Here is a 22,105-nt window from a genome sequence, read left to right on the forward strand (position 1 = left end):
AACTCCGGCATGTGCCGCAGACTTTGGCGCGAATCAGACGTTTCGGCTGATGCGTGTTTCACACTCGCCTCGCGGCTGCCCTCAGCGCGCGACCCGGCGCTCCTTGGTGCACCCATGCGCCGCTTTGCGCGCCTTCACGTGGCAGCATGGTCTTTCGGACGTCAGACGTGGCAGCGAAGCGGTAGAGCAGTGGGGCGGCGGCAGAGCGGCCCCCCGCGTACCGGCTGTCCACAGCCTGTGGAGGCGGCGATGCGGTGGTTGGTGGGGTGGAGCAGTGCCACCGCGGGTCCCGTTCCCGGCAGCAGGACCCGTACGCTCCTGCCCGTCGGTGCCCAACTCCTGTGGTCGGAACCGGATCCGCTGTGGGCCGTCGGTGACTGGCGGCCCGACGAGGTCCGTGTCGTCCAGGCCGATCCGGGCGGCGGCGCCGCGTACGCCTTCGGCGGCGGCAAAGGTGCGGCGTACGGCTCCGCGGGCGCGGCCTACGGGGACGGTTACGGCGACACGTACGGCGGGGCGGGTGCCGCGTACGGCGACGGCGGCGCGTACCGCAACGGCGGCCGGGGCGGCGGCGGTTCGAACGGCTCCCACAGCAACGGCTCCCACGGCAACGGCTCCCATGGCAACGGGCACGGCGGGGGCGCCCCGCACACCGTCGCCCGGCTCGCCGTACTCGGCCGATGCGGCGCCAGCGACGCCGAGTTGCGGCTCGGCCTGGTCGCCGCCCGCGGCGGCGCGCTGCGCCATCTGACGGCCTGGTCGGGCAGTTACACCGCCGTACTCCAACTCGGCCGCCGCATCACCGTGTTGGGCGACCTCGCCGGTGCCAGGCCGGTCTTCCACACCCGTTGGGCGGGCGGTACGGCGTACGCGACCGCCGCCCTCCCGCTCGCCGACCTCATCGAGGCCGGGCTCGACGTCACCCACCTCGCCGCGCTCCTCGCCTGCCCCGACTCGCCCGAAGCGCTCGGCGACGGCACCCCGTACCTCGGCGTCCGCCGCGTCCCGCCCGGCCACGCGCTCATCCTGCGCGACGGTGCCCCGGAGATCAGCGGCTACGAACAGACCACCTCGCTGGCCGTCGGCCACCAGCCCACCAACAACGCCGACGCCACCGCGGCCGTCGAGGGCATACGGGACGCGCTCGTCGACGCCGTACGCGCCAGGCTCTCCCAGGCCCGCTTCGTACCCGACCCCGGGGACGGGCCCGCGCCCGGCATCGGCGCCGACCTCTCCGGCGGCAGCGCCTCCGCGACGCTCGCGCTGCTCGCCGCGGGGCTGCCCGGCAACCCCGGCATGCTGCCCGGCGCGCCCGGCTCCCTCGCGGGCGAGCGGCTGCTCGCCGTCACCTTCAACGACCTCGCGGGCGGCGGACCTCCGGGGTCCTCCGGCGGGGAGCCCTCGGGCGGCGGACTCCACTCCAGGGAAGCGCAGTTGGAGCGGGCGCGGATCATGGGCGCCGACCCGCGGCTGCGGCACGTCGTCGTCCCCGGCGGCCCCGAGGCGCTGCCGTACGCCGACCTCGGCGGCGGCGCGCTCACCGACGAGCCCGCCCCCTCCCTCGTCGACGCCGAACGCAACCGGCGGCGGCTCGCCGCGGGCGGCGCCGACCACCTCATCGGATACGGCGCCCGGCAGGTCCTCGACGCGCATCCCGCGCGGCTCGCCGACCTCCTGATGGACCGGCGCCGCCGCCACCTCGTACGGCCGGTGGCCGCGCTCACCCGCGCCGACGGGGCCCTCGGGCACCCGGCGCTCGTGCCCTTCACCGTGCCGATCACCGTCTACCGCGCCGCCCGGCGGCTCGCCCGCACCCCGTATCAACAGGGTGTGGAGGACGCGGCGGCGCGGCTCCAGCGGCATGAGTTCGGCTCCGCCGGCAGTGGGCCGCTGGCCGCGTCCCTCGCCGCGATGACCTGGGTACGGCCGGGGCCCGCCGCCCGCTGGCTCACCGGGGAGGCGCTGGCCGAGGTGTCGGTACGCCTCCAGGACGCCGCGCGGCGGCCGTGGCCGATGGACCGGCCGGGGGAGCGGCGCGCCCGCGCCGTGCTGGCGCGTACCGCCGCGGATTTCCGCGCCTTCGAGCAGGCCGCGGCGGTGCCCAGCCAGCGGCTGCACGCGCCCTTCCTCGACAACCAGGTCGTCCGGGCCTGCCGGGCGCTGCCCGGCGCCCTTCGCGTACGGCCCGGCGCCCGGGCCGACGTCCTGCGCGACGTCCTCGAAGGCGCCGGGGTCCGTGACCTGCCGCCGGGGTGGGGCGCCAACTCCCACTCCACCGCTGCCGCGGCGGCCCGCACGGGGTTGCGCTTGGCGCTGGACGACCTTCTGGACCTTTTTGACGCGCCGCTGCTTGCCGATGCCGGGCTCATCGACGCTCGGGTGGTGCGCTCCGCGCTGGTCGCTGTCGCCGACGGGGGTGGGGTGCCGGCGGATCTCGACGGGTTGGGCGACCTTGTCGCCACTGAGGTCTGGCTGCGGCGGCTGCTTGCGCGGAGGGGGTCGTGCTGGACCGATCCCGCCACTCCCACTGATCCCCGCGCCCTCTCTTCCGGCGTCCAGCGCCTCTCCCTCTGACCTCGCCATCTCCTTTTCCCGCCCGCCCACCCGTGCGGGTGTTTTCTTCGTCTGCGGGTGCCGCCTGTGCCTGGTCGGTGCCGGTCCGGGGCACCTCCTCGAAATGCGGCTACCTGCTCTTTGCTCATCCGGCACCCTTCTTGTCACCGCATTTCTGCGGGGGCACCCCGGCCCGTCCCCTCCCGGTACGTCGGCGTCCGCCTGTCCGGTGGGGGTTGCCGGGGAGGTTAGGGGGTCTTCTCAGCGTGCCGCCCTGCGCCGGTGGCCCCTCCCGGTGGGGGCCCTTCCCCCAGCGCCCCACGACGCCCCTGCGCCCACCCCACTCCGACACCCCTCACCCCTTAGGTCCCGCACCTCCCCCCACCAGGCTGGAGGGGGTGGTGTGAGGCCCCCTTCCGCCCGCCCCGCCGGGAGGTCGGGGGGCGCAGGGGCCGGGTTCCCACCCACCCCCCTGCCCGGCCACCCCCACGGACCGTCTGGCGTACAGGTCCGGCACCCCACCCACCCCCGTCCGCCGCCCCGGGTGGACGGTCGGTCGCGCAGGGGCCGCACCCCCTGCCACCCCTCCCCCCCCTCAGCCACAGCGGACAGGCGGGCGCCGACGGACCGGAGGGGACGGTGCGGGGTGCCCCCGCAGGGGGACGAACGGGCAAGGGCAGAAGCGAGTGGAGGTGGCCGCAGGTTCGTCGCCCGAGGAGGTGCCCCGGGCCGGGACCGACCAGGCACAGGCGGCACCCGCAGACGAAGAAAGCACCCGCACGGGTGGGCGGGTGGGAAGGCCCAGGCACCGCAAAGGCGCCCACCCCTGTCAGTGGGGTGACGCAGAATGGTCCTCGGGGAAACGACGGGGACAAGGCGAAGGGAGGTCGACATGACGGTATGGGACGACGTCGTCGGCCAGCAGCGCGTAGTCGCGGAGCTATCAGCGGCGGCGGCAGACGCAAACGCCTTGGTGACGGCCCACGAAGAAGGCCGTCCACAACCCGAGGCGTCAAGAATGACGCACGCCTGGCTGTTCACCGGCCCCCCCGGCTCGGGCCGATCCACCGCCGCCAGAGCCTTCGCCTCCGCACTCCAATGCGTCAGCCCCGACCGAGCCCTCGGCGCCGCCCCCGGCTGCGGCTTCTGCGACGGCTGCCACACCACAGCCGTCGGCACCCACGCCGACGTGGAATTCGTCCGCACGGACCTCCTCTCCATCGGCGTCAAAGAAACCCGTGACCTGGTGCGGCGCGCCGCGCTGTCCCCGGCCGGAGGCCGCTGGCAGGTCATCGTCATGGAAGACGCGGACCGCCTGACGGAAGGCGCGGGCAACGTACTGCTGAAAGCCGTCGAGGAGCCCGCCCCCCGCACGGTGTGGCTGCTGTGCGCGCCGTCGGTGGAGGACGCGCTGCCGACGATCCGTTCGCGGTGCAGGCTGCTGAGCCTGCGTACGCCCTCGGCCGAGGCGGTCGCGGACGTACTGATGCGGCGCGACGGCATCGACCCGGCGCTGGCGGAGCGGGTCGCGCGGGCGACCCAGGGCCACATAGGGCGTGCGAGGCGGCTGGCGACGGACGAGCAGGCACGGTCCCGCCGCGCCGCGGTGCTGCGCGTACCGCTGCGGGTCGCGGACATCGGCGGGTGCCTGCGCGCGGCGCAGGAGTTGGTGGACGCGGCGCAGGAGGACGCGAAGGCGGTCGCGGAGGAGGTCGACGGCAAGGAGACCGAGGAGATGCGGGCGGCCCTCGGCGCGGCGGCGGGCGCGGGCAGCCGGATGCCGCGCGGCACGGCGGGCGCGATGAAGGAGCTGGCGGACCGGCAGAAGCGGCGTTCGACGCGTACGCAGCGCGACACGCTCGACCTCGCGCTCACCGACCTCGCCGGTTTCTACCGCGACGTGCTGTCGTTGCAGCTCGGCTCGGCGGTCGGCATCGCGAACACCGAGGTCCGCGAGGGCATCGAGCAGATCGCGTCGTCGTCCCGGCCGGAGAACAGCCTGCGCAGGATCGAGGCCGTGCTCGCCTGCCGCGACGCCCTGGACCGTAACGTCGCCCCGCTGCTGGCGGTGGAGGCCATGACCCTGGCGCTACGAGCGGGCTGAGGGCCGAGCCGCGGCTCGGGGTCCGGCCGCCGGAAGGGTCCCCGGCGGTCCGGGGTTCGTCCTCCGGAAGGGCCCCGGCGGCCGGAGGGTTCGTCCGCCGGAAGGGCACCCCGGCGGTCCGGGGCTCGTCCGCCGGAAGGGCACCCCCTTGGTCCGTCCGGGTGATCCCGCCCCCGCCCCCGTAACGTCTCCCACCCCACGGCCCGCAGCCGTTGCAAGGTGCAGACAGCGTTCCCGCGCTTCCGCCGCCGTACGGAATCACCAACCGCCCCGGGGGTCATCCCACCCCGAGGACCGACCCGAGGACCCGACCAGGCCCAAGGGTCCGGCCCAAGGCCCCGGTCCAAGACCAAGGCCCAGGCCCAGGCCCAGGAACCTGGTCCAAGGCCCCGGCCCGAGGACCAGCTCCCCGTACCCGGCCGCACCGTCCCAGCGGGAGCGCACCCGCACCCGAGGGGTTCCGCCGTGGCCGACGTCGTCCTGTCCGTCCTGCTGCTCGCGGCGACCGCCGCCGCCGTACTGCTGGCCCACCGCGCCCTGCGGCACTGGTGGTCAGAGCGCGCCGGGCGGCCGTACGAACTGCCCGCCGACCGCCTCGGCACCGCCCTGCGCGCGGGGGCGGCCGGGGTCGCGGCGCTCACCGCCCTGTCGCTCGCCGTGCCGCTGCTCAGCGACTCCCGCGACACCGGCCGCGCCGACCGGGCCCCCGCCGGGGAGTCGGGCGAGGCCACGACCACCGTGCCGCCCGCCCCCAGCCGTACCCCCGCACCCGCCCCGCCGGCGCCCGAGATGCGTACGGTCGGCCACCCGGCGGGCGGCACCCTGATGGAACTGCGCGACGGCATCCGCGTCTGGCTGCCGCCGCGTTACGAGTCGGCGGGCGCGGCGAGCCTCGCGTACCCCGTCGTCCTCGCGCACCTGCCCGCCACCGGCGCCCCCGACCTCTTCGAGGGCTTCGCCGTACAGGCCAAGCGCGGCCTGGCCAATCCGTTCCTGCTGGTCATGCCGCGCGACTGCGGTCAGGACCCGGTCGCCGTCCTGGCGGAGGCCGCCCGCCACTTCCGCGCGCTGCCCGCGAGCGGCGCGCACGCCGTGATCGGCCTCGGCGCGCAGGCGCCCTGCGCGGTGCACGAGGCGCTGAGCCACCCGGGCCGGTACCGCGCCGCCGCCGGGATCTCCGGTACGTATCCGCCGCTCGCCCCGGCCGCGGGCCCGCATCCGGCCCTGCTGCTGGCCGCCACCACCGGCGAACTGGCCCCGCGCGCCTCGGCGTTGCGCCTGCGCGCCGCCCTGCGCCCGCGCGGCGACCAGGTCCGGATCATCGACGGCGTACGGGTGCGGCGCGAGATGTACGCGCTGGTCGCGGGGTATCTGACGGAGAAGCTGGAGGGGCCGAGCCGTAAAGCCGCCTCGGCCGTATCGAGGGCACGCGGGACCTCGGCCGTATCGAAGCCGCGCGACACCTCGGCCGTATCGAAGCCGCGCGCCACCTCGGCCGTACCGGAGGCGCCCGGCACCTCGGCCGTATCGAAGACCGGTCACGCGACAGCCGTACCGGAAGCCCACGCCGCGACCGGGGCGGCGCCCACCCCCACCCCCCTCAAACGCTCATAATCGTGCGTATCACTCGTAAGGGGACAGCTTGAGCGTCTGTCCCCGCCCCCCGGCCGATACGCTCGCAAGCACCCGACGGGAGGATCCGAGCCGCCGATGCACTCCAAGCGCCTGCTCCGCATCCCGGCCACCGTGATCGCGGTGACCGGACTGCTGCTGTCCGCATGCACCTCAGAGGGGGGCGGGCACAAGGCCGCGGCGTCGTCGCCGGTCCCCGCCACCACCTCGCTCAAACCGCTGCCGTCCGAGAGCCCCGCGGACCTGGCGCCGTACTACGGACAGAAGCTGTCGTGGCACGACTGCGGCGTCCCCGGCTTCCAGTGCTCGACCATGAAGGTCCCGCTGGACTACGCGCACCCCGTCACCGCCGACGACCTCAGGCTCGCCGTCGCCCGCAAGAAGGCGACAGGCCCGGGCAAACGGCTCGGCTCGCTGCTGGTCAACCCCGGCGGCCCCGGCGGCTCGGCGATCGACTACCTCCAGTACGCGGCCCTCGGCTACCCGACCGCGGTCACCTCGCGGTACGACATGGCCGCCGTCGACCCGCGCGGCGTCGCCCGCAGCGAGCCCGTCGAATGCCTCAGCGACCCGCAGATGGACGCGTTCACGGCCGTCGACACCACGCCCGACGACAACGCCGAGGTCAACAAGCTCGTCACCGCCGACCGCGGCTTCGCCAACGGCTGCGAGAAGCGTTCCGCCAAGATCCTCGGCCACGTCTCGACCGTTGAGTCCGCCCGCGACATGGACATCCTGCGCGCGCTGCTCGGCGACCAGAAACTGACGTACGTCGGAAAGTCGTACGGCACCTTCCTCGGGGCCACCTACGCCGGGCTCTTCCCGCAGCGCGTCGGCCGTCTCGTGCTCGACGGCGCCATGGACCCCTCCGTCGGCGCGCTGGAGAGCAGCCGCGCCCAGGCCGGCGGCTTCGAGGTCGCCTTCAAGGCGTTCGCGGCGGACTGCGTCAAGCGCTCCGACTGCCCGCTCGGCACGACGTCCACCGACGACGCGGGCAAGCACCTCGACGCGTTCTTCGCCACCCTGGACAGCCACCCGCTCTCCACCGGCACCAGCCGCCCGCTCACCGAGGCCCTCGGCACGACCGGCGTCATCGCCGCGATGTACGACGAGGGCGCCTGGCCGACCCTGCGCGGCGCCCTGGCCAGCGCCCTCAAGGACGACGGCGGCCCGCTGCTCAAGCTCTCCGACAGCTACTACGAGCGCGACGACAAGGGCAAGTACAGCAATCTGATGTACGCCAACGCCGCCGTCAACTGCCTCGACCTGCCCCCGGCCCTGTCCTCCCCGGCCGACGTCGAACGCGCCCTCCCCTCCTTCCGCGCCGCCTCCCCGCACTTCGGTACGACCCTGGCCTGGTCCTCCCTCATCTGCGGCTACTGGCCCCTGCCGTCCACCGGCCACGCCCAGCGCATCGAGGCCAAGGGCGCCGCCCCGATCCTCGTCGTCGGCACCATCCGCGACCCCGCCACCCCGTACGCCTGGGCCGTCTCCCTCGCCTCCCAGCTCTCCTCCGGCCACCTCCTCACCTACGACGGCGACGGCCACACCGCCTACGCCCGCGGCTCCGACTGCATCGACACCGCCGTCAACGCCTACCTCCTCGACGACACCGTCCCCCCCAAAGACCAGAAGTGCACCTAACCCCTGACCTGCACCCCCCTTGATCCCCCAACGGTCCGAACCACCCCCCGGAACCCTGTAGACTTGGCGCCGCTGCGCCTGCCACCCTTGGCATCAAGGCGCAGCGCGCCGCCTTAGCTCAGTTGGCCAGAGCAACGCACTCGTAATGCGTAGGTCTCGGGTTCGAATCCCGAAGGCGGCTCCGAAGAACCCCAGGACTCACTCGCCGTGACCTGGGGTTTTTCCTTGTCCGGGGGCCCGCCGCGTCAGGCCGCTCAGACGGCGCTGGACGGCTTGCGTGAGCGATGCGTGAGCGGAGCGCTTTTGGATCTAGGTTTTGGGCTTCTTCCGCTGGCCTTCTTCTTGGCCCTGGCCTGGGATTCCTTCGCGGTCTTCCGCGCCTGCTCCGCCTCGGCCTTGCGCTGGAGGGGGACGAGCTTGGCGGTGGCTTCGGCTGCGTTTCTGCCGACCTGGGGGAGGACGCTCTGGTAGATGTCGCGCGTGATCCGGGTGTCGCTGTGCCCGAGGGTGTCGGAGACGACCTTCACGTCGACGCCGGCAGCGAGCATGAGGGTGGCAGCGCCGTGGCGGAGGTCGTGCAGCCGGACCGGTGGCAGGCCGGAGGCGACGACAAGCCGCTCGAAGAGGTCGGTGACCTTGCCGGGGTGCAGCCAGGAGCCGTCCTCCTGGGTGAAGCTCGGAGGGGTCCACCATGCGGTGGACCCCTCCGAGAGAAGGGCTGCTCAGCGGACCTGACCGCAGCCGTTCCATCCGGGCCGGGCGAACAGTTGCCAAGTCAAGCCTGGCGACGTCGGTGCCGCGCGCCACCGGCCCTCACTGGCGAGCGTCCCGGCTCCGGCGGTGGACTGAACCGGGCTGCGCCGGGCCGTCGGTGAGAAGGATTGCCTGCCAGACCCGTTCCTGGAGTTCGTTGATGCAGGGGCCGCAGGCGTACATCGGTGCCTGGGCTCCGGCGACGTTCGCCGGGCCGATCCACAGGACGCGGGTCCACTGCTGGCCGCAGAACAGCCAGCAGTAGCCGTCGGTCCAGTCATTCCCGTCGTCGGTCGTCGCTGGTTCCGGGAGGCCGCCGCGGGCGAAGGCGGCGATCCCGGGGATGACGCGATGCTGGAGGGAGAGTTCCGTCAGCACGGCTGTGCTCCGGCAATCACTGACGTTGCGAGGCCGTCGCGGGCTCGCCGTTCTTCCCGGCGTCCGAGAAGAGGAGGGTCGGTTCGGCGAGGATGTCGCGATCGGCTTCGCTTTTGTAGATGGCGTCGACGCTGCCGAAGCGGGCGTTCGCGTAGTCGAGGTCGAGGCGGGCTGCGGCGTCGCGGACGGAGGGTTCGTCGGGTCCTTCGATCTCCAGGAAGGTGGGGAGGTCGGGCCAGGTGTCGAAGTCGAAGGCTACGTCGCCGAGCTGCCATTCCTCGCGGAAGTTCTCCTGGTAACGGACCTCGCGCAGGCCGAGGTTGGTGAGGATCTCGGCCATGGCGTGGAGGTCGCCGACCTCGGTCTCGATCTCGGTCGTGCCGTGGATGGACGTGGCGTCGGTGACCTGCTTGAGGGTGAGGGTCGTGCGGGTGCCCTCGTTGCGCAGGCGGACCCACTGGGAGCCGTCGAGGACGTCGCTCTCGAAGATCTTCCGGGTGAGCAGGGTACGGGGGAACGCCTGTACCGCGCCGAGAGCCGCGAGCTTGGCCTGGAGTCCGGCGACGTCGACGGCGAGGAACTTCGCTTCGTACTCGTGCTTCATGATCGCTTCATGCCCTTTCAGAGGTCACAGGGTTGGTGCGGGTCGCCAGGAGCAGGCCCATGCGGTGGGTGTGCAGGTGGGGCTGACCGATGTGCGGACGTTCGACGTACTGGCCTGATCTCAGAGTCAGTTGGATGTTCCATCCGTCGGAGAAGAGCGGGCTGAGCTTCTCGGCGGACGTGCAGTGCTCGCTCAGGTGGTGCCGGGCCGTGACGGGCATCATGAACTCGGCGCCGAACAGACCGTGGACGCGCACCAGGCCCTGCATGCGGGTGATGAAGTCGGCCAGGGGGCGGTGGTGGTTGGCACTGTAATGCCAGGAACAGCTCGTCCAAACGGCGTCGTACTGCGCGTCGCAGGGCAGACCGGCGTCGAGGAAGTCCCCTTCCACGATGTTCACGCGATCGGCCAGTCCTTCCTGCTGAAGCCGCTCGGTCAGGCCGGGGGCGTGGGCCTCGGTGCCGTCGGGCAGGCTGACGAGACCACCCCGAAGAGCGACCGGGTCTCGTTCGACCGCGGTGACACGGTGTCCTGCTGCCGCCAACGGCATCACCAGCCTGCCGTCGCTCGCCCCGATCACCAGCACAGTGGCATCAGGGCCGACGTGTTCCGACAGGGCCGCGCGGAACTGGGGGAAGAAGGTGAGGGTGTGCTCCCACCGGCTCAGGGTCTGCACCGCTGACTCCTTGGGCAGTGACGTCGAGGATGGCGTGGACGACCTGTTCGGGCGTGCGGCCCGTGGTGTCCACGCGGTGCATCGGGAAGGGGGCGTAGGCGTGGGTGATCTGCTCGGCGACCTCTTCGGCGAGGCCGTCCCAGCGTGAGGTCGGCTTGTGGCGGGCGGCGAGCCTGCGTCGGCGCTCGTTCTCGCCGCAGACGAGGCTGTACGTGACCGGCTCCGGCAGGTCCGGCGGCAGGGTGATGCCGAGGCGGGAGCCGAAGGCGCGGTGGTTGGCGAAGCAGCGGGCGAAGTAGCTGTCCACGACGACCGGGGTGCCGGCGGACAGGTGCGCGCGGATGTCGTCGGTGGCCGCGAACAGCGCGGAGAGGTAGAACGCCATGCGGGCCTCGACGTTGTCCCGTGCGTCGATCTCCCGGCGCAGCGGCTGGTATTGCGCAGGCACGGTGAGGACGAGGGCGGCGCCGCGGGCTGCTGCGAGCAGCGGTGCGACGGTGGATTTCCCGGTGCCGCGCAATCCTTCGAGGCTCTCGAAGAGCGGCTGCCTAGGCACGGGCGTAGACCACGCCGGGCACGGCGAGGGCGAGTTCGTCGGTGGCGGAGGGCCGGTGGACGACGTGCCCGGCTTCCTTGTCGTACCAGAAGGCGTTCGCGTCCTTGCCGACCGCCTTGCAGGACATCGTGAGTGCGCCGCGCGGGTCGGCCTCGATCCGGGGGATGGCGGCGGTGCCGCTGAGCGGTTCGCAGACCTCGGGTGCGCCGTCCTCCGACAGGTCCTCGTCCACGATGACCTCGATGGTGAGGTTGTCGGCGGTGCGGAGCTGATCGCGCAGGCGGCCGTACGCGGCGGTGCCGCTGATGAGGAGTTCGGGGTGGTGGGCGGCGTTGCCGACCGGCCGCAGGTGGTGGAGTTTCAACTGCCGCGTGCCGTAGTCCTGGAGGGTGTGGGCGAGCGGCAGCACCTCTTCGATGTTGCGGGCGTTGACGGTCATGGTGGCGCCGGTGGGGATGCCAAGGTCGCGGGCGTGGGCCAGGGCGGACAGGGCGCCCTGGTAGCTGCCGAACTTACGGATGGCGTCATTGGTGGCGCCGTTGCCCTCCAGCGAGATCCGCAGAAGGTCGAGGTGCGGGGCGATCTCGGTGAGGCGGCGTTCGATGCGGTAACCGTTGGTGCAGATCTCCACGTGCAGGCCCAGCTCCTGCTTGGCGTAACGGACGACCTCGGGCAAGTCCTCGTAGACGAACGGCTCGCCGCCAAGGAGGTTGACGGCCTCGGTGCCGTACTCCTTGTGCATCAGCCGCATCAGCGTGACGGCCTCTTCGAGCGTGAACGCGTCTGCGTGCTGGAGGCGTTCGCCGTGGAAGCAGTGCTGGCAGCCGAAGTTGCAGCGGTAGAGCAGTTGCAGGTAGAGCATCCGGATCGTCTTGATGCCGGTGATCTCCGTGATCATGGTGACCTCCCTGGGCGTGGTGCCTGGGTTGAGGCCCTGATCGTGGCCGGGCTGCACGGGACCGCGTCACCGCGTAAAGGGACGCGCCCAGGACGTCCTGGGAAGTTTTCAGGCTCGCGCGATGTCCTCCAGGAGGCGAAGGACGCGGTCGGTGTCCGCCAGGTCGGGCAGGACGACGGGGGCGCCGGCGGCTTCGAGTGCGGCGGGGCTGTCGACGCCGGTGGCCACGGCGATGATGTGCGCACCCGAGGTCAGGGCGGCCTCGACGTCCCGGGGCGTGTCGCCGACCAGGACGACGGGAGCCCCGGCGGGCAGGCCGCGGTCGCGCTGCATGCGGCGGCGGGCGACGTCCACCAGGCCCGGACGCTCCTCGGCGTCGGCGCCGTACGCCCCAACGGGCAGGTCCAGGAGCGCGTCCAGGCCGAATGCCGAGAGCTTCACGCGGGCGTTGGCGGCGATGTTGCCCGTCAGCACGGAGGAGACCCAACCCGGTTGTGCGGCAGCCGCCTTGAGGACGTCCTGCACTCCGGGCAGCGCTGTTCCGCGAGCTTGAAGCGCTCCTAGCCTTTCCGCTCCCGCCCGGACCAGCGCGGCTTCGACGTCCGGCCACTCGGGCTCGGCCACACCGTTCCGGCCGAACATGTCCCGCATGATCAGGCGGTCCGTACGCCCCTCGGTGACGGCCGCCTCAACTGGACGGCTTCCCGTCACGGCCTCGTACGCGGTGGCGTAAATCTCCTTGCTCACACCGGCGTTGTCGATGAGCGTGTGGTCGATGTCCCACAGGACGATGAGCGCCATACGGCCAGCGTAGGCGCCACGCGGGAACGACCGGTTCCGCCGGCGTCCAACCCGATCGGGCTTGCTCCCATGCCGGGCCCTGCACTTGTATGGCTTCTGTGAACGAGCGACTCCACTCCGTACTCGCCCAGCGTGGCGTCACGCCCGAGTTGCTCGCCGAAGCGTGCGAGGTGGACCCCAAGACCGTCGGCCGCTGGCTCGGCGGACGCATCCCCCACCCCCGGCACCGCCACCGCGTAGCCCAACACCTCCGTGTGGAGGAGACCTTCCTCTGGCCCGCCCCGCAGATCCTGAGTAGGCCGGCGGCCGCCACCCAGGGCACGGAGCTGCTCGGCACGTACCCGAATCGGGCCAGCGTCCCGCGCGAGATATGGCTGGGCCTGCTCCAACAGGCCCAGGAACAGATCGACGTCCTCGTCTTCTGCGGCACCTTCTTCGCCCAGAGCAACCCGCACGTCGCCCGCATGCTCGCCGCCCGCGCCGCCGACGGCGTCCGCGTACGGCTGTGCTTCGGCGACCCGAGCGGCCAATCAGTCTCCATCCGGGGCCGCGAAGAAGGCATCGGCGACACCCTGGCCGCCAAGATCCGCGCCTCGCTGACGTATTACCGCTCGCTGCTAACGGTGGCGGGCTGCGAGGTGCGGGTGCACGACACCACGCTCTACACCTCGCTATTCCGCTACGACGACACCCTGCTGGCCAACCCGCACATCTACGGCCAGCCCGCCAGCGCCAATCCCGTCCTCCTCCTCAAGTGGGCAGAGACCAACGGCTGGTTCGACACGTACGCTCACAGCTTCGACGCCGTCTGGGCCGGCGCACGCCCCTGGACGCCCGACCGGGAAGAGGCCACCGCGCATGGGCAGGACTGAGTACTACAACGACCCCAACGCCCCCAAGGCCAACACCCTCATTCCCGCCAGCAACCTCCTGGTCGTCGACGAGACCGGCGCGATCCTCCTCCAGCGCCGCCGCGACACCGGCCAGTGGGCGCTGCCCGGCGGGGCCCAGGACATCGGCGAGACCGCCGCCCAGTGCGCGGTGCGCGAATGTCTCGAAGAGACCGGCATCATCGCCGAGATCACCGGCTTCCTCGGCGTCTACACCAACCCCAAGCACATCATCGCCTACACAGACGGCGAGATCCGCCAGCAGTACGAGAACACCTACATCGGCCGCCCGGTCGGCGGCGAGCCGACCATCAACGACGAGGCCGACGGCGTCCGCTGGGTTAGTCCGAAGGACCTCGACGCGTACGACATCCACCCCAGCATGCGCCAGCAGATCGGCGACTACCTCGCCGGCACATACCCCTACCTCGGCTGAGCGTTCCCCATCGCCGCCTCCACCCGCGCCACGGCCGCGTAGATCTCCGGCTCCGCCCGCCGAATGAACCGCCCCACAATGCTGTCCGCCCCGTATCGGCTTACGATCTCGGCCACCCGCTCCGGCGCGGTGGTCGGCTCCCCGTCAGGCGTCGTCGTCATGTCGCAATACACCAGCGCATCCACCAACAACTGGTCCTCCAGTAGCGGAAACTCGGCCTCCAGCACCTCCCGCAACCCCCGCTCCTCCGCCTCCAACAACGCGAACGAATGATTCGCCACCAACCGCGTCACCCGCTCATCAACCCCATGCTCATCCCGCAGAAACCGCGCCCCGTCCAACGGATGAAACCCGGTGACCACCAGCCGAGGTGCGTACCCGACGTCATGCAGCACCGCCGCCGAATTGATGAGCGCCGCGCGGTCGCCGACGATCTCGGCTAGCGTCCCAGCGCGTGCTGCAACGCCCTGAGAGTGTGCCCAACGCCTCGGCAGCGGGCCTGCAAGCTCGTGCTGAGCAATTAGCTGTTCCCTGGTCAAGCGAGCCTCCAGCCGTAGCTCTGAACTCATACTGCATCGGGGCACGGCACGACCCCGGGCAATGCAGTCTGCCTGAGGTGTGCACCTGCCCTGCGTAGCAGTTGGGTTGGTCACGCACTGGCGCAGGGGATCCGCCTGGGTCGTGGGTAATTCCCGGCACGGTGCAGGTCCCGTGGAGTCGGTCGCCGGGGCCGTTGCTGAACAGCGTGGCAGGTGTCTGCGGAAGGACCAGTTCCGGGGACGAGATTACTGTGGTTCCCGGGCTGGCCAGTGCCCAGGAGCCGTTGCGAGATCAGTGATGTGTTCCTGTTCCAGGAGCCAACGGCGGCAGATGCTGCCAACCTGGACGGCGGACGCACGGGTGCAGTGATGGTTCATGAAGCGGCGCCCAAGGCGGCATCTGCCATGGATGTTGCCAAGGACGGACTGAAGCCGTGCTGCTGTCTCAGCCGGGCGATCAGTTGGGTACGCACCAGATCCTTGAATGCATCGGGGTCGGGCACAGGCGCCTCTTTGTTGCTGCCGACGGCGCTCCAGCGTTGGATGCTGGTTCGAACGCCAGCTTCCAGGCTGCTCAGAACCGTTGGCCATACGGCTGCGACGGGATCCGGCCCCAGGCCCACAGCGAGGAGCGTCAGCGCAGTGAGTGACGCCTGAGCTGCGGCAACGTGGTGAGGCTCGATCAGTGAGCTACAGCCTCGCAACGCCGCGGCGTGCCAGCCAGCGAGTTCTGTGGGCGCCTCGTCCCAGATTCGGGCGATGGCCGCGGACCAGATGGCTTCGCTGTCTTCGGTGGCCCAGAATGTCGGCCGGTCGAAAGGGGCAGCCGCGCTGCCGGGGCGCCAGCCCTCATCCCGAGCGATGTCAATGACGTCATCCTGGTCGAAGGGAAGGTCGACGACCCAGGCCCGCATGAGTGTGCGCCGGTCATCACTGAGTTGCTGAGAGGTGAACTGAGGGTAGTCGGGATGGGTGGCAAGCACCTGGAGTAGGGCGACTGTGCCGAACGTTTGAATACCGCTAGGAATGAGTAGCTGGCGCAGGGCCGGGTCGTCGCACCACAGGGCCATGCCGTTAGTCAGGGCCAACTGGGCGGCGTGCAGCCAGGGCATCTGCTCAGCCTGTGGCTTGGTGGTGAAGGGAAGCCACTCATACAACGGGTCCAAATTGTCGACGGGTTGAACGGCCAGGGTGGGCAGGAGACGAATAAACGCGGCTGAACGCTGGGCCACGTCGCGTTTGTTCTGCGGGGATAGAACCGTCAACGTGACGTCCCCGGTTCGCACGCCGAGCTGACCGCTGGACCGGAGCAGGCTGTCGCAGGCGTAGACGGTGTTGACCAGGTCGTCGTGGACGGCGGTGGGTGTGGTGGTGGCCGAGAATACTGCGCGCAGTTGGGCGATGCGCTCTGGGAGTAGTGTGGCGACGGCGATTGCGCTGAGATCGAGGACGACATCGCGCTCCAGAGCTTCGTAGGCAGCACGGACTTCGGCCTGGAAGGCTTGCGGGTCGCGGGTGGCGGCGGGGATGAGGCCGGCGGGGCGCTGGACGTAGGCCAGTGCGTGGGGGCGAGATGCTGCTTGTGCGAGCACGCCCATGGGTACGGCCCCGATGCGGACGGCGTCGGCAACCTGGTCTATGACAGTCTGACGCGGGCCCAGCGTGCGGAGCACGAAGTCGGCGAGTTCTTCGGGGCTTGTCGCCGTGCCCAGGACGGGTACTTCAGCGGCCTGCGGGTCCAGCAGCTCCAGGGCACGGGCGTGCAGTGGCTGGGGCAGATCCAGCCGAACACGCTGAGCGCCGCTCCCGGAGTTGGTGCTGATGTCGGGGTCGGGGGGTTCCTCGCGATCGCCGCCGGCCGCATGCAGGATGGCTGCCGCCGTTCGGCTGCCGAGTGCCGGGAGGCGAGTCACCATCTCCAGCGCCTGCTCCACTCGGGGCACGGTCCACCCGCCCCAGTCCATCAGGGTCAGCCACATGGCAGCCTCCGGGGCGCTGCCAATCACCGGGGTGAACCGGCTGATGGTGTCCCACGCCGCATCCAGGCGCCGATTGGCGAGCTGCGCATGGACCGCGGCCCACGCGAACATGGCCGCAATCGAATCGACTGGGCCGTGTGCAGTGCCCGGGGCTGCCTCCTCGTCGGTCAACTCTTCGGTGAGACCGGCCAAGGCGTGGTCTTCCATATCGATCCAGTCCTGGCGGTCCTGGGCCCATCGGACGGCACGGCCTCGCAGATCCCGCCGCATGACGACCGGCAGGTGGGGGCGTGCCAGCAGGGTCAGGGCGCGCAGCCTTGCCAGATCACTCTGCCCGGCCTCCTCCCAAAGCTGGACGGCATGGACCCGCAGCGCCAGATCCCCGAATCGGTGTCCTGCGCGTTCGGCGATGGCGGCCGCAGCCTCTCTGTCATCGACAAACGCCACCAGGGCCAGCGCGGCCACCGGGCCCGCCGTCTCCCACTGCCGCAGGCGGCGTATCGCGGCAGGGCGGTCGCCTGCGGCATCCTGCGCGCAGGCCCATCGCACCTGATACACCACCTCGGACAGAGCGCCTTGCTCGCGCAACGCGTCCAGAGCAGGAATGGGCCACACTCCCAGTCCCGTCAGCGCGAACGCGGCCAGGCCCCGCTGATCGTCGTTCGTGGCGGTGTCCAGCGCCTGCTGCCATGCTTCGACCCGCTGCGCGGTGCCGGTCTGTGGGTCGGTGTCCATGGCCATGGCTGCGAGCTGGGCGCGCGCCCCGCGGTCGGTGAGTCGGGCCGCGAAGCGGACTGCGGCCTCTGGCTGACCGGCCTGGTAGGCGGCACGGCCGGCGTCCAGGATCAGCGGCTCGTAGTCGGCCTCCAGACCGATCGCTTCCCCGTCGGGAGCGGGAATGGCAGTGGCGAGAGCGGCTGCGATGGTGTCGCCCATCAGGCGGACCCGGAGCAGCACCAGCGCGGCGTCACCGCCGGGTCCGCCCCAGCGCCGGTACTCGGCCCTTGCTGCGACCGCCAGGCGCTCGGCGCGGCGGGAATCCAGGTAGGCCAGGGTGGCGGCTCCCGCCGTGGCGTGCCACATCAACGCCTGCGCCAGATCGACCAGCAGGCCAGGGAAGTCGGGGGCCAGTTGGGCAGCCCGTTCCAAGGCTGCCAGCCCCTGGTCGTAGTGGCCGGCAGCGAAATGCGTGTGCGCAACGAACCTCAGTACCGTTGACTCTCCTACCGCCGCTTCATCGCCCTGGTCCAGAGCCTCGGCCACGACCGCGGGCAGCTCGGACGGCTGGCCGCCTGCGCGGACGAGTGCCTCGGCGACGGCCGCCAGCACAGGGACTCGGCCGACGCTGGCCTCGATGAGGCTGCGAGCACGGTCGGTGTCAGCAGCGGCGGCGAGTATCGCCGCCAGCGCGCGCAGCCGTGCTGCGGCATCCGCGTCGGGTTCTGCGTTGGCGGCTCGCTCCAGCGCGTCAACGGCATCCGTTCCCAGTTCGTGTGCGGCGGCGTATCCCGCAAGTGCCCGCCACGCCCCCGCACGCTCGGTTTCCTGCAGTCCTGCCAGCCACGGCGGTGGGGAAGCCAAGAGGCTCCTCAGCAACGCCCGCGGGTTGACGGCATCAGCGAGCGTGACGGCCATTTGGACCGCATAAGCGGCGTCGGCTTCGTGGGCGCGCATGAGGGCGCTCCTCGGATCGGCGGGCAGCCGGTCCAGGGCTTGGTGGAAGGTCTCGGTATCGGCTGACCGTCGTGCCGGAGCGGCCAGCGCGTCGGCGCAGCGTTCGTTCAGTTGTTGGGAGGCAGGAACCAGAACCTTCCAGCCCTTGCCAGTGCTCACCAGCGTCGTCTCATTGACATGCTGCCAGTACACCGCCCGGGTGCCAGGGTGAAACAACGCGATCACGACGGGCAGTGAACCGTTGCTCCAGTACTCCATGTGGGCGGCATTGCAGCGAAACCACCATCCACCGTCCACCGGCTCACTGAACCAGCTGGGCCCGGACTTGATCTGCACTGCCAGCAGCCGCCCCGTGGCCTGACCGCCTTGGACCACCTCGAAGTGTGCGTCGATCCCCATATCGCTGGTCTCCTGGCTCCGATACAGCCACCCCAGCTCGTCAGCCACCAGAAAACTGACCATGCCCACACCGGCTCGATCAACAAGGTGAGTCCGGTCTACCTTCACTCCGCCTCACCCTTCCGTGCGAAGACCCCGCCCCGTGGACGAAAAGCCATCGTAGGGACACGATGTGACATCCGGCGTGCAGTAGGCGAAATGAGCCAATGGCCGTCCCCTGCTAACGGCTGCCCCCTGATGCCCCGTCGCCGTGTACGCCCCGCAGGGCAAGCCAGTTCAGATACCACCCGATCGTGCGGCAGCTCCCTTCGACGTTCGCTACCGGTGCCTCGCTCGACTGGGGCTGCCGCTGTTGAGGTACTGCACGAGGCAGAGATGGCGATTCGTTGCTGACCTGCTCCCTGCTCTTCAGCGGGTACGTACGCGACTCGAACGTGTCTTCACTGGCGTTGCGTCGTTTGTCAGGGCAGCGGACAGCGGTGTCGCACTGCACTTGCCCATATCGCACGCGAGGGCAGTGGATTCGATTATGATCGATCGTCTTGGGACACAGAACTACGGTTCGAAGTTGCAGGTCGGAGGCCCTGCGGAAGCGGTGGCTGCGTCGGGGAACATCAGCCGTCAGCTCTGCCGATCCGGTTGGAGGACCTGCCGAAAACCTTGCTTCTACCAGCGCGTCTGTGGTCTCCTGGTGCTCGTTCATGTCATGCGTCACGGAGGGCTGTGCTGTGGGTAAGGGGCACTACGGCGTACCTCTTGAACGCAGTGATTGTCTGGAGCTGCCACTTCACCCTCATAGCTGCACTCCAGAGTCCTTCCAGGACTGGCTGGAAAACAGCGGCAAGGGCAGGCGCTTGGCCGTCGACCTCTTCTCCGGTGCCGGTGGGCTGAGCGCGGGCGTCGAGCGGGCTGGGTGGACCACCGCCGCAGCAGTGGACACCGACGAGCGCGCACTCGAGACCCACAGAGCGAACTTCCCCGGCCTGGGCTTGCAGATGGATCTTGGCGATCCCAAGGAGCGGGACAGGCTGGAGGCAATCCTCGGGTCTGCAGAGATTGATCTCGTCGCGGGTGGACCTCCGTGTCAGCCCTTCAGCAGGGCCGGGCGCAACAAGATCCGCCACCTCGTGAAGAAGCACGGGCGTGATCCGGAAGACCGCCGGAAAGAGCTGTGGAGCGCCTACCTGGACATGGTCAAGCGGATCAGGCCGCGGGTGGTTCTCATGGAGAACGTTCCTGACATGGGGCTGCACGACGACTTCTTCGTGATCCGCACGATCGAGGAAGAGCTCGAGGAACTCGGCTACGCGACGCAGGTGCGACTCGTCGACGCGTGGAACTACGGCGTCCCGCAGCACCGGAAGCGCCTCATCCTCCTCGCCAGGAGGGACGTCGACGACTTCACCTGGCGGGAGCCCGCTCCGCGGCGCACCACGCTGCGTGACGCGATCGGCGACCTCCCGGAGCTGAAGGTCGTCGCCACCGAGCGAGTCGGTGAGCGGAAGATCGACTACCGCAAGCCGCGCAAGATCTCGGATTTCGCGGACGAGATGCGCAAGGGTGCGACCCGCGGCGTGATCTGGGATCACATGACGCGAAGGGTCCGCGCAGACGACTACCGGATCTTCCAGGTCATGGACTCCACCACCAAGTACTCCCAGCTACAGGAGAAGCTGGACGAGGAAGAGTGGGAGTACCAGCGGTACAGCCCGGACAAGTACACGGACAAGTACAAGAAGCTGGCCTGGGACGAACTTAGCCGTACGATCACGGCGCACATCGCCAAGGACGGCTACTGGTACATCCACCCGGAGCAGCTGCGGACCTTGACTGTGCGTGAGGCTGCACGCGTGCAGACCTTCCCGGACCGATTCCGATTCGCTGGCACCCGGAGTGACGCCTTTCGGCAGATCGGTAATGCTGTGCCCCCGCTGCTGGGTGAGGCCGCCGCTGAGGTACTGAAGCCCGTGGACGGTCTCGACGCCACGTCCGGACTCCAGCCACGATGGCGGGAGGTCCGGAACGCGCTCACCGACTGGGCGGAACGACGACGCGCCGGAAGCGACTGGTACCAGCTTCCGAGCGAAGAGCCCGTCCCACTCCATGCCGCTGTCGTGGCCATACTGTCCGGTGCCAAGGTCAGGCCGGACGCCATGGCGGAGATCATGGACATCGTCAGGAAGTCGAGGACGCTGACCTCGACGCTGTTCAAGAAGCTGGTCGACGTGGCGCCCACGAAGCCAGCCCGCGCGCGAGTGGATCGTCTGACGCCACTGATCGACAAGCCGAACGCCTGGAGGGTGGATCAGCGACTCAGGATTCCGGCCAAGCTGTCCATGAAGCCAGCTGAAGAGGCTCTCTACAAGCTGCTGATCGGCGAAGACCTCATGCTGGTGGGCACGGGGAACCTTCGCGTGGCTGCGAGGGTCAACGGTGTCGACGAGGACCACGCGAATCGGCTCAGCGACGGGCGCGTCAACCTGGTGAAGCTCGTGGGCGCGGGGAACGACGCGCCGCTCCGCATGGCGGCGGTCCGTCTCATCGGTGCGGACCTGTGCCGGGATACGCAACCTGTCTGCTCGGACTGCCCACTCGTCGCTCACTGTGCTCGCCGTGGGGAGCTGTCCGACGACCTGCTGACTCTGGCCGTCACAGGGGAATGAACCCCTCAATAGTCGTCGGCCTGCTCGAGTTCCTCGGCGAGTCCTTCGACCCATGCCGGGGCCGGCAGGGCGTCGAAAGCTTCTCGATGCTCGACGATCGCCCGACCCAGGGCATGGAGATCGGCCACTGATCGGCCGTACAGGTACCAGCGCCCACCACGCTGGTCGACACCACAGCCCGCGAGTTTCGCGAGTTCGATGATCAATGCGCCGCGCTCCGGGTCAGGGGCGACCCCCACCAACGGGTGGTCAGCGTGATGGCGGTGGTCGATCCCGCCAGAGCATGAATAGAAGGTGGCTGTCCGGGCTGCGCTGAGGGCGAGGCTGAGGCCGGCGACTCCGACGTCGTTGCCCTGAAGGACGCACATGAGGTCGAAGTACCCCAGGTCGTCTGTCTCCCGGGTCTCGTCGAGGAACTCCTCGACGCCGTCAGGCGCGTCTGATGAGGCCGCCCTCTCGAGGACCTCAGCTTCCCTCTCGAGACACTCCTGTGCTTCTGCCCAGCTGGGCAGGCCGAGGCAGTGGTATTCGTGATGCTCGGTGAAACCATTGGCCACCTCCTCGGCCGTCAAGTCATCGCTAAGAAAGGCCAGTTGATAAGTGTGGCCGATCGCTATCTCGAACTTGGGAATCATGTGCCAATGATGACGGACAGCGTGTCGTTGGGGGAGAGTCGGCGGGATTCGCGCCCATCCTTGAGAACCGGACTTCGGGCATGGGCCCGCGTACTTTGGCTCGCAGCGCCACGCGAGCGGACGCTGTCGCCCTGTTTGCGGGCCACGGTCGCCACTCGCTGAGCGGCGCCCGCAGTGTCACGGCGAATCTCGCATTCGCAGATCCGCACCACGGTCCGAGAGGAAGCGGTCAGGGACTGGGCCGAGGGTGCTCTGAACCGCGGTGTTCAGGGTCCGGGTCCGGGTTGTCGT

At 70.2% G+C, this 22,105-nt stretch carries 16 protein-coding genes, 1 tRNA gene and 1 pseudogene; 8 read left to right on the forward strand and 10 right to left on the reverse strand.

The genetic code is table 11. The annotated features are described in order from the left end of the window. Positions 1-249 precede the first annotated feature (249 nt). From ACIP4Z_RS19700 to ACIP4Z_RS19720, 5 genes are all read left to right on the forward strand, one after another. A complete protein-coding gene (locus ACIP4Z_RS19700) occupies positions 250-2,574 on the forward strand; it encodes an asparagine synthase-related protein (protein ID WP_401309642.1) in 2,325 nt (774 codons plus the stop codon). An 871-nt stretch (positions 2,575-3,445) separates the two neighbouring features. Continuing rightward, positions 3,446-4,657 (forward strand): DNA polymerase III subunit delta', encoded by a 1,212-nt coding sequence (locus tag ACIP4Z_RS19705; RefSeq protein WP_401309645.1) that lies wholly within the window; start codon positions 3,446-3,448, stop codon positions 4,655-4,657. 465 nt (positions 4,658-5,122) lie between these two features. Next, complete coding sequence (locus ACIP4Z_RS19710) at positions 5,123-6,271, forward strand: hypothetical protein (protein WP_401309648.1); 1,149 nt, start codon at positions 5,123-5,125, stop codon at positions 6,269-6,271. A gap of 96 nt (positions 6,272-6,367) precedes the next feature. Continuing rightward, complete coding sequence (locus ACIP4Z_RS19715; protein WP_401309651.1) at positions 6,368-7,933, forward strand: alpha/beta hydrolase; 1,566 nt, start codon at positions 6,368-6,370, stop codon at positions 7,931-7,933. A 107-nt stretch (positions 7,934-8,040) separates the two neighbouring features. After that, positions 8,041-8,114: transfer RNA gene (locus ACIP4Z_RS19720), tRNA-Thr, on the forward strand. Positions 8,115-8,187: 73 nt separating this feature from the next. Here the strand turns inward: ACIP4Z_RS19720 and ACIP4Z_RS19725 are convergent. The 7 genes and pseudogenes from ACIP4Z_RS19725 to ACIP4Z_RS19755 form a co-directional block, all read right to left on the reverse strand. Further along, positions 8,188-8,613 (reverse strand): annotated as a pseudogene (locus ACIP4Z_RS19725) (tyrosine-type recombinase/integrase); the annotation flags it as partial. 133 nt (positions 8,614-8,746) lie between these two features. After that, a complete protein-coding gene (locus tag ACIP4Z_RS19730; protein ID WP_401309654.1) occupies positions 8,747-9,064 on the reverse strand; it encodes a hypothetical protein in 318 nt (105 codons plus the stop codon). A gap of 16 nt (positions 9,065-9,080) precedes the next feature. Further along, positions 9,081-9,668: a class IV adenylate cyclase gene (locus tag ACIP4Z_RS19735; RefSeq protein WP_401309657.1), complete on the reverse strand. Its 588-nt coding sequence runs from the start codon at positions 9,666-9,668 to the stop codon at positions 9,081-9,083. Between the two features lie 7 nt (positions 9,669-9,675). Further along, on the reverse strand, positions 9,676-10,344 hold the full coding sequence (locus tag ACIP4Z_RS19740) for a class I SAM-dependent methyltransferase (protein ID WP_401309660.1): 669 nt from the start codon (positions 10,342-10,344) through the stop codon (positions 9,676-9,678). Next, positions 10,262-10,900 carry a hypothetical protein gene (locus ACIP4Z_RS19745; RefSeq protein ID WP_401309663.1) on the reverse strand — a complete coding sequence of 213 codons (639 nt, stop codon included), beginning with the start codon at positions 10,898-10,900 and terminating at the stop codon, positions 10,262-10,264. The genes ACIP4Z_RS19740 and ACIP4Z_RS19745 overlap by 83 nt, the downstream gene beginning before the upstream one ends. After that, positions 10,893-11,798 carry a radical SAM protein gene (locus ACIP4Z_RS19750; RefSeq protein ID WP_401309666.1) on the reverse strand — a complete coding sequence of 302 codons (906 nt, stop codon included), beginning with the start codon at positions 11,796-11,798 and terminating at the stop codon, positions 10,893-10,895. Before ACIP4Z_RS19750 ends, ACIP4Z_RS19745 begins: the two co-directional genes overlap by 8 nt. Before the next feature lie 108 nt (positions 11,799-11,906). Further along, positions 11,907-12,599, reverse strand: coding sequence for an HAD family hydrolase (locus ACIP4Z_RS19755; RefSeq protein WP_401309669.1), 693 nt, complete (start codon positions 12,597-12,599; stop codon positions 11,907-11,909). A 98-nt stretch (positions 12,600-12,697) separates the two neighbouring features. Between ACIP4Z_RS19755 and ACIP4Z_RS19760 the strand changes: the two genes are divergently transcribed. Both ACIP4Z_RS19760 and ACIP4Z_RS19765 read left to right on the forward strand, forming a co-directional pair. Further along, a complete protein-coding gene (locus ACIP4Z_RS19760; RefSeq protein WP_401309672.1) occupies positions 12,698-13,471 on the forward strand; it encodes an XRE family transcriptional regulator in 774 nt (257 codons plus the stop codon). After that, on the forward strand, positions 13,458-13,925 hold the full coding sequence (locus ACIP4Z_RS19765; protein ID WP_401309674.1) for an NUDIX hydrolase: 468 nt from the start codon (positions 13,458-13,460) through the stop codon (positions 13,923-13,925). Before ACIP4Z_RS19760 ends, ACIP4Z_RS19765 begins: the two co-directional genes overlap by 14 nt. Here ACIP4Z_RS19765 and ACIP4Z_RS19770 read toward each other — a convergent pair. After that, the gene (locus ACIP4Z_RS19770) at positions 13,913-14,494 is read right to left on the reverse strand and encodes an HD domain-containing protein (RefSeq protein ID WP_401309677.1); all 582 of its coding nucleotides are present in this window, start codon (positions 14,492-14,494) and stop codon (positions 13,913-13,915) included. The two genes, ACIP4Z_RS19765 and ACIP4Z_RS19770, sit on opposite strands and share 13 nt — an antisense overlap. Before the next feature lie 344 nt (positions 14,495-14,838). Further along, positions 14,839-18,624, reverse strand: a complete 3,786-nt coding sequence (locus ACIP4Z_RS19775) for a DUF4365 domain-containing protein (protein WP_401309680.1) — start codon at positions 18,622-18,624, stop codon at positions 14,839-14,841. 746 nt (positions 18,625-19,370) lie between these two features. Here ACIP4Z_RS19775 and ACIP4Z_RS19780 point away from each other — a divergent pair. After that, positions 19,371-21,179, forward strand: a complete 1,809-nt coding sequence (locus ACIP4Z_RS19780; RefSeq protein ID WP_401309683.1) for a DNA cytosine methyltransferase — start codon at positions 19,371-19,373, stop codon at positions 21,177-21,179. Between the two features lie 5 nt (positions 21,180-21,184). Here the strand turns inward: ACIP4Z_RS19780 and ACIP4Z_RS19785 are convergent, their stop codons facing one another. Further along, on the reverse strand, positions 21,185-21,814 hold the full coding sequence (locus ACIP4Z_RS19785; protein ID WP_401309686.1) for a hypothetical protein: 630 nt from the start codon (positions 21,812-21,814) through the stop codon (positions 21,185-21,187). Positions 21,815-22,105: the final 291 nt, after the last annotated feature.

The sequence above is a fragment of the Streptomyces sp. NPDC088910 genome (assembly GCF_044749865.1).
Classification (GTDB): Bacteria; Actinomycetota; Actinomycetes; order Streptomycetales; family Streptomycetaceae; genus Actinacidiphila.